A 15,034-nucleotide genomic window follows, 5' to 3' on the forward strand; every position below is an offset into this window, starting at 1 on the left:
AGAGTTCACTCTCGTTTCGCTCGCCTCAATCCGGTGTCCGAGGGGGGACTTGTCCGTCTACGACACGGGTCGTGGTCTGGCGATTGGGGCGCTGACCGCTTCGGTCAAGCACCGGTCCACGTTTTTCGCTCAATCGCAACGCTGAGGAGCTCGCCCATCGGGCGGCCAGCCGTCGGTACCGGACTCAAGCGGAATATTCAGAGATCGAAGCAGGATCGAAAAGAGCCGCCAATTGGCGATTGCTCCGACAAGTTCGACCAAAACGGCGTGATCGCTATTGAATGCCTTCTGGCACCCAGCCCAGTTTTCCTCGGAGATGACCCCGTCGCGTACCACATCATCGGTCGCTGCGAGGACCGCACGCTCGACTGGCCCGAGGCTTTCGGAATTCTGCCAGTCGCGCACCGCCAGGAGATCATGCTCAGGCACGCCGAGCAGTGTGGCGATTCGCCAATGTTGAGTCCATTCGTATTCGGAGCCAGTAATCCAGCCGATGCGCATGATGACCAGCTCGCGTAGCCGCGCGTCAAGGGAACCGCGGAAGAGTAACGCGTCTAGCAGCCCATACAGCGCAACCGCCACACGCGGCTGATGAAGTGCCACGCGGAATACCGACAGGTCTGCCAACTCTTCGGGCAACCCACATTCGGCAGCTCGCAGCTGGGCCTGCTCACGGTCGAGCATCGGTACGCGTTCCGCCATGGTCACGGGTGGCCCTCTCTGTTGAACCTCTGCCCACGCCGTTAGGGCGTGGGCAAAAAGACGTTGTGCAGCGCCCCACTTGATCGGGCACTTTCATCTGCAAGCGAAGTGAGCAGCTGCGCGAGCCCAGCGAATCCGGTTGATTCTCTGGTGATCCGGTCGAACGGCCAGCGGCCCATGGCGAGAATCTCGAGGGCTGCCCGGTGGGCGGGATACTCCACGCCGAGTGCGCCTACGACGTGTAATTCTTTATAGACCAACAAGTCTGGTTCAAACCGGGGCGCGCCGCCTCCTCCGCGGGTGCCGGCCACCACAATTGTGCCGCCGGGCCTGGCAAGGCCGACGGCATCGGCGAACGCGGAGGGTGCTTTAGCGGTGACGTCGACGACCACGTCGGCAAGCCGTCCGCCTGTCTCACGCTGGAGCGCGGTCACTGCATCGTCCTGCGATACATCGATGGGCAGGTCGACACCGAATGATCTGGCTATGGCCAGTCGTTGTTCGTCGCGTGGGCCTACGCCGGTCATCGCGACGAACGCGGCTCCCGCCTCTTTGGCCGCCACCGCCGCACAGATTCCGCGGATGCCGGGCCCCAGGATCGCTACGACGTCCCCGGCCTTGGTGTCGGGAAGAGTCGCCCCCCACTGGATACCGGCCCCGAGAGGGTTGAACAACGTGGCGAGAACGGGGTCCATGTCTTCGGCAATCGGGAGCAGCATCGCGTCCCACGGAAGCTCCACATGGGTGGCGTATCCGCCCCATAAGCCCGCGCCGACCTCCACGTCGACGAACCCGAACATGGTGGCGATGCCGTTCACCGCGCACCGCCGGTATTCGCCGCGGCGGCACTCGGGGCAGTCTCGGCAGGACCGGAACACCTCAACGGCCACGCGCTGGCCGGCTTGTACACCCCAGCGTTGGCCGGCCGCAGCGCCAACATGTTCGACGATGCCGACGATTTCGTGCCCTGGAACGAATGAGAAGCCGGCAGGCAGGTGTCCGGTGAATTGTTCGTGATCTGTTCCGCACAGACCGCATGCTTCAACTCGCAGGATCGCACCCCGGTCGCCGACGTCGGGGATGGTCATCTGGCGCCGCTGCAGACTCCGCGGTCCGGTCAGCACCATCGCCTCGGCGATCATGGAAGCTCGAACCCGGTGAACGACCCTGTGTTTCGGAGGCACACCGTTTTACCTACGTACATTTCCGCGCCCATCGCCTCGGCGATCTGCGGATCGTCGCTGCGTGCGACGACTCTTTGCCCGTCGGACAGGTGCGCGATGATCGGAGTCCATCGAGGTTGGCCGTCTCGGTCGTAGACGACGGTGTATCCGTCGACTGTCGCGCAACCGGTCGCCTCGTCGGCGCCTGCGACAGCCAGCCGCGATGAATCGATTTGAGCTTGTTCGACCGCCGTGTCGAGCAGTCGCCACCCGGCTGGTGGCGGGGTGGCCGACCACACACCGACCGAATGCTTCGTCGAATACCACCCGAGGCCGGTGACGAGTCCGGCATCGGTTGGGTCGCGTCGGCACCGTCGGACCATCTCCACGATCGAGTGGCTGACGTAATTGTTTCCGGGACCGCCGTGATAAGGCAGGCCTCCGGTTACTGTGAGGCCTCTGTCGTCGAGGGGGTCCAAGTCGAGAGCCTCGGCAGCCATCTCAATTGCCGACGGGAAGCAGGAGTAGAGGTCGAACCACCGGATGTCGTCGGTGGTCAACCGGCCCGCATCGAGAGCCTTCCGTGCCGCTACCTCGATACCCGATGAGCGGCTGAGGTCCGGCCGTTCCACGGGGAAGTACACGTCGTTGCAAGTCGCTGCTGACCAGGGAAAGACCCAACGATCGCGCGCGACGCCTAATTCGTCCGCCACCTCGGCGGCCATGAGAATGAAGGCGGCAGCCATGTCGACGGACATGATGCTGTTGAGCAGCTTGGGATAGGGCAAGCAGACCATGCGGTTTTCCGCGGTGACTTCGCTGAGTTCGGTGGCACTTCGTGCGCGTGGGAACCAGGCCTGTTCCGGATGGCGTGCCGCCTCGGCTGTGAACGGGGCCATCAGCGTGCCCAGCCACTCCCGTTGAGCATCGAAGTCGCGGCCGTGGCGCGCGGCGATCGCGGACTCGAAGATGGGATACACCTCGTGCGGCCAACTCAGACCCACCGACAATTCGGCTTGACTCAGCCCGGGGCGGGCGTCGCCCAGGGATTCGTCGTCGGAGCGGGGTGGGGGCGGCGAGTCGAGAAGTGCCCCGCCCTGAAGCTTGCGTGCGGAATGCCCGCTCTCCGCCCCGACGACCAGGACGACATCTGCACGGCCTTCGCCTATTTCGCCACCCAACACTTCGACGAGATACTGCGGGGTGTTTCCGCCGACGGGACAGCTGATGCGGCGGGCGGGACTGATGTGCATCGCTTCGGCGATCCTGCTGGCGGGATTGTCGCGCGGTATGACCAGGATGCCCGGAGTCGCGACGGTGTCGATGCGCCGCTCGACCGGGCGACTTGCGTCTTTGACCGCGCGGCGTGCGGCTTCTACCGCCAAGTCGATCGGGTCCACGAAGTCGTTCCCGCGATGGGTAACTTCGCCCACGCCGACGACAACCGGGGTACGCGCTTCTACCAACATCGGCATCGGCATCCGCTCAGGGCCACGGGGCTGACTTGAGACATAACTGCGATGGTGTCATGTGCGTGGGCAAGTCACAATGGTGTGCGCTCGCGGCATACTGGCTGTGTGTCGACGAGGTTGTTGAGATGGGGTGCCGCCGCGCCGACAGATCGTGGGTCCGCTCGCGACCGGTTGCTCGATGCTGCCGAGCGGTGCCTCGAGAGTTGCGGTGTGGTGGGCACGACCATGGAGGACATCGGCAGAACAGCGGGTGTGTCCAGGGCAACGGTGTATCGCTACTTCCCCAGTCGGGAGGCGGTGATGTCGGGTGTCATCATTCGCGCCGCCGAGCGCTATCTCGACCGCATCAGCCCGCGGATCGCCGCGCACGCCGACCTGGGCTCCGCGCTCGTCGATTTCGTGGAATACACGGTTGAGGCCGCGCGCCGCGAAGAGATCATCGGATTGTTGTTCGGCAGCGACGAGGAACTCGCCGGCGTGGGTCTCGCGGCGGGCACCTCGACGTCCCTCTTCGAAATCGTCACCGAATTTCTGCGTCCCATCTTCACCAGACACTGGAGTTGCGTGGAACCGGGCGTCTCCGTCGACGACGCCGCCGAGTGGGTTGTCCGCACGATATTGAGCCTGCTGACTGTTCGAGGGCCGCGGAAGCGCAGTCGTGACGGACTCCGGGCGTTTCTGTCGAGGTTTCTCCTTCCCGCGATCCTGGCCGGTGACCACGCTCGACCGGTGTGACAACTATGGCGTAATGTCTCAACAGCAGCTGAAGTAGGAGTCCAGAAGTGTCTGTGCAATTCACCACGTTCAACGAACAGGTCGCTGAGCAACTAAAGAGCGCAGCAGAAACCACGGGCGGGTTGGCCGGTTACCTCGGCTTCCGGCACACCGAATTCACTGCGGGACGGCTCGTCGCGGAGATGGACGCACGCGACGACCTGAAGACGCCTTTCGGCAACCTGCATGGGGGCTGCTTATCGGCCATGGTCGACCACTGCCTCGGAGTGGTGTTTTATCCCGTGATTCCACTGGGATCTTGGGTCGCGACAACGGAGTTCAAACTGAATCTACTTCGTCCGGTCTCCAGTGGCACGTGCGTAGCCATGGCTGAGATCATCTCGCTGGGCAGAACCAGCGGTGTGGCGCGTATCGACATCAGCAACGACGGCAGAGCGGTGTGTGCGGCCCAGGGAACCGTCACCGTCGTCGCACCGAAGACGAACTCCTGATGTCGGCAAAGAGAACAGGCGATTCGTCGGTCCCTGTCGTCGAGCGCGTGCCCACGGCGGACGGGCTGACGCTGGCCGTCGACCTCTACCGCTGTGACGCGCCGCGGGCGGTCGTGGTGCTCCTTCACGGCGGAGGTCAAAGCCGACACGCCTGGGACGTCACCGCCCAACGCCTGCACCAGCGCGGCTACACGGTGGCCGCGTACGACACCAGGGGACACGGGGACAGCGACTGGGACCCCGACGGACGCTACGACGGGGACCGACTCGGGTCCGACCTGCTGGCCGTGCGCTCATACGCCGATTCCGGCCGCCCCGTCGCCGCGATCGGCGCCTCTCTGGGCGGCTTGACCATTCTCGGAACACACTTGCTCGCCCCGCCGGACCTATGGCAGGCCGTCGTCCTGGTTGACGTCACCCCGCGAATGGAGATGGACGGCGCCCGACGAGTCGTAGCGTTCATGTCGGCACACCCCGAAGGTTTCGACAGCCTCGAGTCGGCCGCTGACGTGATCGCCGCCTACAACCCGCACCGCCCTCGCCCGGAAAACCTCAACGGCCTCCGAAAAGTCCTCGCCCGTCGCGAAGACGGTCGCTGGGCCTGGCGATGGGATCCAGCTTTCGTGACGTCGAATTTCCAGTTCCTCCAAGGTGATCCGGACGAAGGCGCTGAGGATTTCGACATGATGAGCGCCTTCCTTCTCGATGGCGCCCGCCGGGTAACCGCGCCAACGCTGCTGGTCCGGGGCCTACTATCTGACATGGTCTCCGAAGAGACAGTAAAGCATTTCCTCACCGTCGTTCCGCACGCGCAAACCGTTGACGTGTCGGGCGCGGGACACATGATTGCCGGCGACAACAACGACGCATTCTCGACGGCGGTCGTCGAATTCCTCGACAGGACCACATGAACCCTGCTGTCGGTCGACTGCCCATGTAGGGCTGGCGCCTATCCTGCTCCTATGCCAACTGAACCAGCGCGGATGTCTTTCCGCCGGCATGTGCGCGAACAGGTTTTGAGGGCGACACGAGAACTCGCCATCGAGAAGGGCTGGGATCAGGTCCGGATGAGCGAGGTTGCCGAATCGGTCGGCGTCTCCCGCCCGACGTTGTACAAAGAGTTCGGCGACAAACAGGGGCTCGGCGACGCGCTTGTGGTGTCAGAGGGCGAGCGCTTTATGGAAGGCATTCTTGCCGTCCTTGCCGAACACGTGGACGACGTGCAGGGCGGCATCACCGCAGCGGTGCAATTCACCCTCTGTGAAGCAGAAAACAGCCCGCTCCTCAAGGCAGTTCTGACGTCCAACCCCTCGGGGAATGATCGCGGTGGCTCGTCGTCTACTGGAGTCCTACCTCTTCTGCCGACATCGGCTTCCCTGCTTCAGCTCTGCTCCGCGGCTCTGATCACGTGGTTTAACGACCACTTCGACGATCTCAACCCCGAAGACGTCGAGGACGTCGCAGATGTTCTGGTGCGACTGACAGTGAGTCATGTTGTACTCCCAGCCGCGGACATCGCCACCACCGGTGAGCGGATCTCCCGCGTAGCACTCAGGTACCTGGGAGTTGTCCACAGTTTGTAACTAGCAAGCTCTCGTGTCAGATCGAGCCGGCGAGGAGCTCTGAGCGGTCAACTCGGAGCTGCTGGCTGATGGCCCGCTTACTGGACATGAAATCGCGAGGACGATTGACGCAGTCGGCGGCGATGAGTTCGCCCTCGCGGAAGTAGAAGCAGCTGAAGTCACGCTCACGCGACGGGTCACCACTGAGCAACACTTCGTCGTACCCGGCGTTGAGACCTGCAATCTGGAGTTTGAGATCGTACTGGTCGGACCAGAACCACGGAAGCGCAGCGATTGCGCTGTGTTTTCCGCAGATTGTCGCCGCAGCGATCTTGGCCTGCTCGCCGGCGCTCGATACGGATTCCAAACGAATACGCGAGCCGTATCGAGCCATGGTGTGGCTGGTGCAGTCGCCGGCGGCCACGATGTCGGGGTCGCTGGTGCGGGCCTGGTCGTCGATCACGATGCCGTTGTCGACGGATAATCCTGCGGCCGAGGCGAGCTCGGTGTTCGGCACCACACCGACGCCGACGATGACCAAGTCGGCGGGGATCGGTTCGCCGTCAGCCAGCACCACCTCCTGCACCCCACCGTTACCGAAGAAGGCTTCGACGAGAGCGTGTGTTCGGATCTCCACTCCCTCGCCGTTGTGGATTCGGGTGTAAAACGCGGAAACCTCCGGCGCGGTGACCCGTTCGAGTACACGCTCGGTTGCCTCGAGGACGGTGACGTTCATGCCGAGCGAACACAGCGAGGCCGCCGTTTCCAACCCGATGTAACCGCCGCCCACGATCACAACCCTCCGACCCGGTGTAGCGGCGGCACGGATCAACTCGACGTCTGCAGCGGTACGCAGGTAGTGAATTCCGGGAAGATCCACCCCTGGTGTGGGGAGTCGTCTGGCCCTTGCACCGGTGCACAACGCGAGCTTGGTGTACGTCAGCGTGTCGCCGGTGCTCAGAGACACACGCTTGGCACTCCGGTGGATCGCCTCCACGGTCGCATTCAAGAGTCGAATGTGCTGCTTTTCGTAGAAATCAGCGCCGCGAATCAGGAGGTCGTCGAGGCCGTTCTTGCCGGCCAGGTATCCCTTCGACAACGGAGGCCGGTGGTAGGGCAGTCCCCCCTCGTCGCCGATGAGCACGACCTCCCCAGACCACCCCTCCCTTCGAAGATTAGCTGCCAACTGCGCGCCGGCGTGGCTCGCGCCGACGATCACCGCTCGTTCGGGAGTCACGCACTTGGCCTGGGAGTGAGGCGAACCATCAGCTTGCTGATACCCCTGACGAAATTCGATTGCACATACTCGGGTTCGCCGACCACCTCGATGTTCTCAAAGCGAGGGAGCAATTCCTCCCACAGGATTCGAAGCTGCAACTCAGCAAGTCGGTTTCCCATGCACCTGTGCACGCCGAACCCGAACGAGATGTGATTGCGGGCGTTGCTCCTATCGATGATCAACTCATCGGCCCGCTCGAAGACACGCTCATCGCGGTTACCAGAGGCGTACCACATCACGACCTTGTCGCCCTTGCGGATGAATTGCCCGTTCAACATGATGTCTTTTTTCGCGACTCGGCGCATGTACGCCAACGGGGTCTGCCAGCGAATGATCTCGGATACCATGTTGGGAATCAGGTCAGGGTTCGCCTTCAACTTCTCGAACTGATCGGGGAACTGGTTCAAGGCGAGAACCCCTCCGCTCATCGAGTTGCGAGTCGTGTCGTTTCCCCCGACGATCAGCAGTACCAAATTGCCGAGGAATTCCATCGGGCGGTCGATGAGATCCTTAGTGTCCTCGTTGGCCTGCAGCATCGTGATCAGATCGAAGCCCGGTCGCTCCCCGTTGGCGGTACGGGCCGCCTTGTCATGCCAGAGAGCGCTGAGCCCCTTCGCCATGTCGACCATGCCACGAAACACTCTGTCGTTGTCGGAAGGACCACCATTGGCTTGCTCCATGGAGGTGGCGAGGTCCGACCATTCCACGAGCTTGTGCCGCTGCTCGTACGGGAAGTCCAGCAGGGTCGCGAGCATGCGCGCTGTCAGTTCGATGGAGACGTGGTGCACCCAATTGAACGGCTGATCCACCGGTAGATCGTCCAGCACTTCCTGGACACGCGAGCGGATCAGCCCCTCCATCTCGCGCAGGTTCTTCGGCGCGACAACCCCTTGGACGGAAGCGCGCTGCAAGTCGTGTTGTGGCGGATCCATCGCGATGAACATGGCGATGTCCATAAAGCGAGGCGGTCTCCCGATGATGATGAACGGCTCTGCGGAGAAAGCCTCGTGGTTCTTGTCGACGGCGATGATGTCCGCGTGGCGGGTCACCGACCAGAACGGGCCGAACGGACTGTGAGCCTGGTAGTGCACCGGCGCCTCGTTGCGCACGCGTTCGAAGTAGGACTTCCAGCGGCCTTGGCGGTAGAGGAACGGGTTGCTGAGATCGATGTCGGCGATATCGATGTCCTCGACCGGAGGAATGGGCGTCTCGGTGAAGATCTTCTTACCATTGGTTCCGGTTACCCACCGGCGTGTCTTGTCGTAGAGGTGTGCGCCGCGGATTTGCAGCTCCAGAGGCACGGCAGTCTGGGCTTTGGCGGCCACTGCCGCGGGAATACTCATTATTGTTTCCTCCAAATCCATGGCGTTGTTTCAGAGCTGGAACTCAGGTAGCTCGACCGTCAAGCCATCCCATGCCTCGGAGGCGGCCATCTGGCAGGACAGCCTCGACGTCCGCTGACGCTCGGGGTTCATCGCGAGCATCTCCTCTTCGTTGGCGCCGCAGAGTCCCACCGTGTCCGACCACTCGGGAGCGACGATCACGTGGCACGTTCCGCATGCGGCTTCCCCTCCACAATCGCCGTCGATGCCGGGCACCGCGTTGTTGACCGCAATCTGCATCAAGGACTGCCCTTCGGCCAAGGGGGCTTCGTACTTCTCGCCGTCATGAGAGACGAAGGTGACGACTGCCATGACTAACTCTCCTCAATCTGGAACTTCATCTTTTTAGTGTTGTCGCGCGTGACCAGCGTCGCTAGGCTCGCAGGAGTCAAAGAGTTGTGTTTTTAGCTCACGCGCAGGGAGGCACGTGAAACTCGACGACTCGGGTATGCCAGCGCTGGCTTTCCTGCAGATGCTGGACAGTGAGGCGCTGGGGCATGACGCCAGCATTGCGCTGCGCAGCATCATGGTTCGCGAGCACGTCACCGAGTCGATGTTGGTGGGCCGCGACGCGCAGGTCCCCTTACGGTGGTTCAGGGAGATATATTCCGATTTCGATTGTGATCAGGGAACCCGTCTGGGTTTCGCGTTCGCTGAACACGCCAAACTGACGTCCTTTGGGGCACTCAGTGTTCCCTTGGTCAGCGCGGGCTCGGTAGCCGAGGTTGTCGAGTTGCTTGCTTATCTGCCGGTGATCACCACAGCCCTCAGCCCGTCGTTCCATTCGACGGAACGCGGCCTCACGATCGGGCTCACCGGTCGCACCGGTGACGCGGGCCTGAACTGCCTGGCCGTCACCTACGGTGGGCTGGCGCTGTTGCGTCTGCTCGACATGCTCGCGGGTGCCGTACCGAATATTGAACTGCATCTGAGTCATTCAGCGCCGGAGTCGTGGGTTCTTCATGACGAAGTGTTGGCGGGTCGGATCTTCTTCGACGCCCCCAGCTCGTTCGTCCACGTTCCCGCGGCTACGCTGGAGGAGGTCTGTCAATTCTCCGATCCTGTGGCGTACCGGATTGCCGTCACCGATTTGCAGCGAACTCTCGATCAACGACGTGACACGTCGGTCTCCGAAAAAGTAAGGGACCTGCTCGAGAAAGATCCCGGAAAAACGAACATCAGCCGGACGGCGGGCGAGCTCTCGATATCCCCGAGCACGTTGAAGCGGCGCCTCAGCGAAGAGGGGACCACCTTTCGAGAATTACGTCAGTCGTTCTTGCAGGAGCGAGCAATTCTGCGACTTCTCGACAGATCGGTGTCTGTAAGCGAGATCGCGGCAGAACTCGGGTACGCGGACCTCACGAACTTCACACATGCCTTCAAACGGTGGACCGGTCGGTCACCGCGCCACTTCAGAAAAACGCGCGACTGAGCGCGCAAAGTTCCGCCCGGGCGCGTGCCGGGCGTCCACCGGAACCAGCGGGCTTCGCGATCGGCCTCATCTGTCACCTGGACATCGTCGAGAAACGACACGATCGGCGCGGGTTTCGGTCATCGCAGCACCCTCTTGGGAAGAGGCGCAACGACATCCAGAGAATCCATACCGCGCTGGCGGCGGGTGCGGGCCGGGGGTGACGCGGACCCCCTAGTCACGCTATGCTAACCGTCGTTCACGTCGGGACCGGCGTTGAACGCGTGGTCGGAAGGAGTCCGGATGCCACACGACCAGCCGGCCATCATCGGTGCCGCCGAACTCGCTCCAGGAAGAAACGTTCCGTACACCTCCACTGAATTGCATGTGCGCGCCGCGGTCGCGGCTCTCGCCGACGCAGGGGTGGTCCCAGACGAGGTCGACGGTCTCGTGTGCGCCGGGCCGATGACCAACGAGGGTTCGATCTTCCTGTCCGAGGACCTCATGGACTATCTCGGGCTGCACAACCTGAAACTTCAGATGACCTGTCAGCTTGGCGGCGGGACCCATCTGGCCATGACGCGCATGGCGAGTAACGTCATCGCCCGGGGCGAGGCCGAGACGGTGCTGGTCGTGTCGGCGGGCAAGTTTCCACCGATCCGCGATGGCGGGCGCGAACTGATGGCGCTGGTGTGTGACCACGCGTTCGAGATGCCCTACGGACCCTCCGTGCCGGCGCTGTACGGTTTGATCGCGCAGGCCTGGATGCACGAGACGGGACAGGGCAAGGCGGACATCGCCGAGGTCACCGCGTCGCAGGACCGGTGGGCCGCGCTGAATCCCGCGGCGATCGCGCACCGCTCACAACGCCTGACTGTGGAGGACGTGCTGGCGTCCCGCCCGATCGCCGGGCCGTTCCACTTCTACCACTGCTCGATTCCCTGCGAGGGCGGTGGCGCGCTCGTGCTGGGCTCGGCCCGCCGGGCTCGCGCGGGCAAACACCGGCCGGTACACCTGCTCGGGTTTGGAGAGGGTCACACCCACGGTTTTCTGACCTCGCTGGCCCGCCCGGGTCGTACCGGGGCCGCCCGTTCGGGTCCGATGGCCTTCGAGCGCTCCGGACGGGCGCCGGCCGACATCGACATCGCCTTGCTCTACGACGCCTTCGCCTCAAACCCGGCGATGATCCTGGAGGAGGCGGGCTTCGTGAAGCCCGGCGGGGCAGGCGATTTCTACCGTGACGGCCGCGCCGATCCGGGGGGCGACCTTCCGGTGAACACCGACGGCGGCCTGATCCGGTTCGGGCACACCGGGACCTCCTCTGGCATTTCGCAGATCCTCGAGGGTTATTGGCAGTTGTCCGGTCGCGCCGAGGGCCGTCAGGTCTTCGGGGCGGACACCGCGTTCGTGCACAGCTACGGCTCGATGCTGTGCAGTCACGTCAGCATGGTGATGGAGGGAGCGTCATGACCGCAGCTTCGAGTTCCCTCGACGGTCTGCACGATCCTGAGGCGCTGCCGCCGCTGACCGATGTCAACCGTCCCTACTTCGCAGCAGCGGCCCGCGGCGTACTCGTCTTCCAGCGGTGCGCGAACGGCCACCCGTTCCTCTACCCGCGGCTGGTGTGTCCCGTCTGCCATGACGGTGAGTTGGCCTGGGAGACCGCGGCGGGTACTGGTGAGATCGTCAGTTTCGCGCCGGTGTACCGCCCCCCGTGGGACTCGTTCCCGCGCAGCGAGCCGTACGTCGTCGTGCTCGTTCGTCTGGACGAGGGGCCGCAGTTGTTGGCCAGTCTCGAGGGCGTGGCCCCCGATGAAGTTGCGATCGGCGCAAGAGTGCGCGCAGTGTTCGAGCGGGTGAACGAGGACCTTGGGCTGGTCCGATTCAGGCCGGCGGCGTCGTGAGCACGTACGGGGTCTCGGTGCTCGGCGCGGACTTGGCCACCCTTGTCGAGACCGCCGAGGCTACCGACCTCGCCGGCTTCGACGCCGCCTGGGCCTCGGAGTTCTACTCGCGCTCCGGCTCGATCTCGATGGCCGCGATGGCCGCGCGCACAAAGCGCTGCCGCATCGGGTCGTCGATCCTGTATGGCGTCGGGCGCAGCCCGCTCGTGCTCGCCACCGAGGCGCGTGACCTCGACGAGCTTTCAGGCGGGCGCGTCGTGCTCGGGCTCGGCAACGGCACACGCCGCATGATGAGCGACTGGCACGGCGTGGAGGACACCTCCGCTCCCGCTCTGCGCATGGAGGAGCTGGTCCCGCTCGTGCGTCGGATCTGGAACCTGCACGAGGGCCCCGTGCGCCATGAGGGGCGCTTCTACCGGATGAATCTCGTCCCAACCGGCGACGTCGCGCCGCCGAAGCGAGCGATCCCGATCATCACCGCGGGCGTGCGTCCGCGGATGTGCGAGGTGGCAGGGCGCGTGGCCGACGGGTTGGCTGGTCATCCGCTGTTCACCACGGCTTACGTCGAGGAGGTCGCCCGCCCAGCCGTCGTGCGCGGTGCGGAGCGGGCCGGACGCGATCCCGCCGACATTGAGATCGTCTCGATGGTCATCTGCGCGGTGCACGACGACCCACAGATCGCACGTCGTGAGGCCGCGCAGCAGATCGCGTTCTACTCCTCGGTGAAGACCTACGAGCACGTGCTCGACGTCAGCGGTTTCGCCAGGCAGGGAGCGGCCATCCGCGACGCGTTCGCGCGGCGTGACCTGCCGGCCATGTTCGCCGCGGTCACCGACGACATGATCGACGCGATGGCGGTGGCCGGCACCGCCGCCGAGGTCCGAGAAGGGCTGCGCCGCTACGAGGGCGTGCTGGACGACATCGTTCTCTACTCACCCTCGATTGGCCTCGCGCCCGAGCGCATCGCCGAGAACCTCGGCAGCCTCATTCGCGATTGTGCGCCGGCCTTCGCCGGCGGGAAAGGTGACCAGAGTGGCTGACGCATCGCTCATCGGGACGCAACTCGGGAGGACCACGTTTCCCGTCGACCGGTCCAAAGTGCGCGAGTTCGCACTTTCGCTCGGCGACCGCGACCCGATCTACCAGGACGTCGCGGCCGCCCGCGCCGCCGGCTTCGGCGCGATCCCCGCTCCTCCGACCTTCGTCGTCTCCTCGGCTCACTGGCGCGCCGACGACGACATGTTCGGCGCCCTCGGGCTCGACCTGCGACGCGTACTGCACGGTGAGTGCGGCTGGGAGTATTTCGCGCCGGTGTTCGTCGGCGACGAGCTCACCGAGACGCGTCGGGTGTCGAACGTGACCAGCCGCGAGGGCAAGCGCGGCGGCACCATGACAATCGTGACGATCGAGACCGACTTCACCAACCAGCGCGACGAACTCGTCGTGCGCCAGACCGACGTCTTGATCGAAACCGGAGGCTCCACCCAATGACGACATCCCCCGCGCCGGTGGCGTTGGCCGCCGGCGACGAGATGCCGAGCTCACAGTTCGGCCCGCTGACGCGCTCGCACATCGTCCGCTACGCCGGCTCCGGCGGCGACTTCAACCCGATCCACCATGACGAGGAGTTCGCCCGCGCGGCCGGCATGCCCGGTGTGTTCGGTATGGGACTGCTGCACGGCGGTGTGCTCGCCCAGCGGCTGACCGCCTGGGTGGGGCTGGCCAACATCCGCTCGTTCCGCATCCGGTTCACCGGTCAGGTATGGCCCGGTGACCTGCTCAGCTTCGGCGGCAGGGTCACCGGCGTGCGCGAGGCCGGAGGGCAGCAGGTGGCAGACCTCGAACTCGTGGTCACGCGCCAGTCCGGCGAACCCGCGATAAAGGGGAGCGCCGTCGTGCAGGTGGCCCGGTGAGCGCGCCAACGAGCGACGTCACCGGCCTCGGGATGACATTCGGGACCTTCGACGAGGGCCGGGCGTGGGTCGGCCATCGCACGGAACCGCGGCGTGCGTGGTTCCCGATCGACGGCTCGATGGTGTTGTACTACTGTTCGCTCGTCGAGGATGCCAATCCCAGCTACTGGGAGGGTGAGGACTGCCCGCCCGGGCTGTTGATGACCCTTGGCTTCGCGCCGCAGTGGGCGCCGGAGCACCTCACACGCACGGACATGCTGCTGGCCCTCAGCGTGCCGCTGCCGGGCCACCACATCATCAACGCCTCGACGACGACGGAGTTCGAACGCCGGCCCCGGGTGGGCGATCACGTGTCGATCGTGGAGGAGGTGGCCTCGATCTCCGAACCGAAGACGACGCGGGTGGGCACCGGCGTGTTCATCACCACGGTGAGTACGTTCTCCGATCAGCACGGCGAGATCATCGGGCGCAACACCAACGTGCTCTTCCGATACGACACCGCCGATAGTGAAGGCGCATCATGAACGACTCCACCGAGCACAGCATGGTCCGCGTCCCCGTGCGGTTCGAGGACATCGCCGTCGGCGACACCCTGACGCCCGTCTCGATCGAGATCAGCTACAAGCGCATCTGCATGAACGCGGCTTCGACATGGGACTGGTTCCCCGGTCACCACGACCCCGACTACGCGCGCAGCCAGGGCCAGCGCACGATCTACCTGTCAACCCTCTTCTTCCATGGCTTCATCGACCGCGGCCTCAACGAATGGGCCGGACCCGACGCGCTCATCCGGCGCCGCAGAATCTCAATGATCCGGTCGATCTACCCGGGCCAGACCGCGACCCTGAGCGGCAAGGTCGTGGCCAAACGCGACGATGGCGGACGGCGCCTCGTCGACCTCGAGTTGCTCGTCTCGAGCGAAGATGGTCCGTGCGTGCCGAGTGAAGCCACCGTTGAGCTGGCCGACCCGTTTGTCGAGGTGCCGGGGTGAACTGCCACTCACATGCGAGGCGACGGTGA

General features: G+C 64.3%; 18 protein-coding genes. 12 read left to right on the forward strand and 6 right to left on the reverse strand.

Going from position 1 to position 15,034, the window contains the following annotated elements:
* Window positions 1–129: 129 nt before the first annotated feature.
* Genes A5658_RS02290 through A5658_RS02300 form a run of 3 tightly spaced genes read right to left on the reverse strand, consistent with a single transcriptional unit; the run spans window position 130 to window position 3,334 of the window.
* Window positions 130–708 carry a carboxymuconolactone decarboxylase family protein gene (locus A5658_RS02290; RefSeq protein WP_067330661.1) on the reverse strand — a complete coding sequence of 193 codons (579 nt, stop codon included), beginning with the start codon at window positions 706–708 and terminating at the stop codon, window positions 130–132.
* A gap of 35 nt (window positions 709–743) precedes the next feature.
* Window positions 744–1,844 carry a zinc-binding dehydrogenase gene (locus A5658_RS02295; protein WP_067330664.1) on the reverse strand — a complete coding sequence of 367 codons (1,101 nt, stop codon included), beginning with the start codon at window positions 1,842–1,844 and terminating at the stop codon, window positions 744–746.
* Window positions 1,841–3,334, reverse strand: a complete 1,494-nt coding sequence (locus tag A5658_RS02300; protein ID WP_024445489.1) for an acetyl-CoA acetyltransferase — start codon at window positions 3,332–3,334, stop codon at window positions 1,841–1,843. The genes A5658_RS02295 and A5658_RS02300 overlap by 4 nt, the downstream gene beginning before the upstream one ends.
* 84 nt (window positions 3,335–3,418) lie before the next feature.
* Between A5658_RS02300 and A5658_RS02305 the strand changes: the two genes are divergently transcribed.
* The 4 genes from A5658_RS02305 (at window position 3,419) to A5658_RS02320 (ending at window position 6,146) form a co-directional block, all read left to right on the forward strand.
* The gene (locus tag A5658_RS02305; RefSeq protein WP_369830473.1) at window positions 3,419–4,072 is read left to right on the forward strand and encodes a TetR/AcrR family transcriptional regulator; all 654 of its coding nucleotides are present in this window, start codon (window positions 3,419–3,421) and stop codon (window positions 4,070–4,072) included.
* Window positions 4,073–4,125: 53 nt separating this feature from the next.
* On the forward strand, window positions 4,126–4,563 hold the full coding sequence (locus A5658_RS02310; protein ID WP_067330668.1) for a PaaI family thioesterase: 438 nt from the start codon (window positions 4,126–4,128) through the stop codon (window positions 4,561–4,563).
* Window positions 4,563–5,474, forward strand: a complete 912-nt coding sequence (locus A5658_RS02315; protein ID WP_067330672.1) for an alpha/beta fold hydrolase — start codon at window positions 4,563–4,565, stop codon at window positions 5,472–5,474. Before A5658_RS02310 ends, A5658_RS02315 begins: the two co-directional genes overlap by 1 nt.
* A 90-nt stretch (window positions 5,475–5,564) precedes the next feature.
* Window positions 5,565–6,146, forward strand: a complete 582-nt coding sequence (locus tag A5658_RS02320; protein ID WP_197503020.1) for a TetR/AcrR family transcriptional regulator — start codon at window positions 5,565–5,567, stop codon at window positions 6,144–6,146.
* Window positions 6,147–6,162: 16 nt separating this feature from the next.
* Here A5658_RS02320 and A5658_RS02325 read toward each other — a convergent pair whose 3' ends face one another.
* The 3 genes from A5658_RS02325 to A5658_RS02335 are packed head-to-tail and all read right to left on the reverse strand — an operon-like array spanning window position 6,163 to window position 9,098.
* Window positions 6,163–7,362 (reverse strand): NAD(P)/FAD-dependent oxidoreductase, encoded by a 1,200-nt coding sequence (locus tag A5658_RS02325; protein WP_029644203.1) that lies wholly within the window; start codon window positions 7,360–7,362, stop codon window positions 6,163–6,165.
* Window positions 7,359–8,747, reverse strand: a complete 1,389-nt coding sequence (locus A5658_RS02330) for a cytochrome P450 (protein WP_067330679.1) — start codon at window positions 8,745–8,747, stop codon at window positions 7,359–7,361. The genes A5658_RS02325 and A5658_RS02330 overlap by 4 nt, the downstream gene beginning before the upstream one ends.
* 30 nt (window positions 8,748–8,777) lie before the next feature.
* On the reverse strand, window positions 8,778–9,098 hold the full coding sequence (locus A5658_RS02335) for a 2Fe-2S iron-sulfur cluster-binding protein (protein WP_005086615.1): 321 nt from the start codon (window positions 9,096–9,098) through the stop codon (window positions 8,778–8,780).
* A 115-nt stretch (window positions 9,099–9,213) separates the two neighbouring features.
* Between A5658_RS02335 and A5658_RS02340 the strand changes: the two genes are divergently transcribed.
* The 8 genes from A5658_RS02340 (at window position 9,214) to A5658_RS02375 (ending at window position 15,005) form a co-directional block, all read left to right on the forward strand.
* Window positions 9,214–10,218 carry an AraC family transcriptional regulator gene (locus tag A5658_RS02340; RefSeq protein ID WP_067330683.1) on the forward strand — a complete coding sequence of 335 codons (1,005 nt, stop codon included), beginning with the start codon at window positions 9,214–9,216 and terminating at the stop codon, window positions 10,216–10,218.
* Between the two features lie 282 nt (window positions 10,219–10,500).
* Window positions 10,501–11,667, forward strand: a complete 1,167-nt coding sequence (locus tag A5658_RS02345; RefSeq protein ID WP_067330686.1) for a thiolase family protein — start codon at window positions 10,501–10,503, stop codon at window positions 11,665–11,667.
* Window positions 11,664–12,101: a Zn-ribbon domain-containing OB-fold protein gene (locus tag A5658_RS02350; RefSeq protein WP_005061010.1), complete on the forward strand. Its 438-nt coding sequence runs from the start codon at window positions 11,664–11,666 to the stop codon at window positions 12,099–12,101. The genes A5658_RS02345 and A5658_RS02350 overlap by 4 nt, the downstream gene beginning before the upstream one ends.
* Entirely contained in the window at window positions 12,098–13,141 is a 1,044-nt protein-coding gene (locus A5658_RS02355) for an LLM class flavin-dependent oxidoreductase (RefSeq protein ID WP_067330689.1), read from the forward strand. The genes A5658_RS02350 and A5658_RS02355 overlap by 4 nt, the downstream gene beginning before the upstream one ends.
* Entirely contained in the window at window positions 13,134–13,592 is a 459-nt protein-coding gene (locus tag A5658_RS02360; protein WP_067330693.1) for a MaoC family dehydratase N-terminal domain-containing protein, read from the forward strand. The genes A5658_RS02355 and A5658_RS02360 overlap by 8 nt, the downstream gene beginning before the upstream one ends.
* Entirely contained in the window at window positions 13,589–14,014 is a 426-nt protein-coding gene (locus A5658_RS02365) for a dihydroxy-acid dehydratase (protein ID WP_005086611.1), read from the forward strand. The genes A5658_RS02360 and A5658_RS02365 overlap by 4 nt, the downstream gene beginning before the upstream one ends.
* Before the next feature lie 32 nt (window positions 14,015–14,046).
* Window positions 14,047–14,538 (forward strand): MaoC family dehydratase N-terminal domain-containing protein, encoded by a 492-nt coding sequence (locus A5658_RS02370; protein ID WP_197503021.1) that lies wholly within the window; start codon window positions 14,047–14,049, stop codon window positions 14,536–14,538.
* Window positions 14,535–15,005: a MaoC/PaaZ C-terminal domain-containing protein gene (locus tag A5658_RS02375; RefSeq protein ID WP_067330699.1), complete on the forward strand. Its 471-nt coding sequence runs from the start codon at window positions 14,535–14,537 to the stop codon at window positions 15,003–15,005. The genes A5658_RS02370 and A5658_RS02375 overlap by 4 nt, the downstream gene beginning before the upstream one ends.
* The last annotated feature ends 29 nt before the right edge of the window (window positions 15,006–15,034 follow it).

The sequence above is a fragment of the Mycobacterium sp. 1245111.1 genome, assembly GCF_001673405.1.
Taxonomy (GTDB): Bacteria; Actinomycetota; Actinomycetes; order Mycobacteriales; family Mycobacteriaceae; genus Mycobacterium.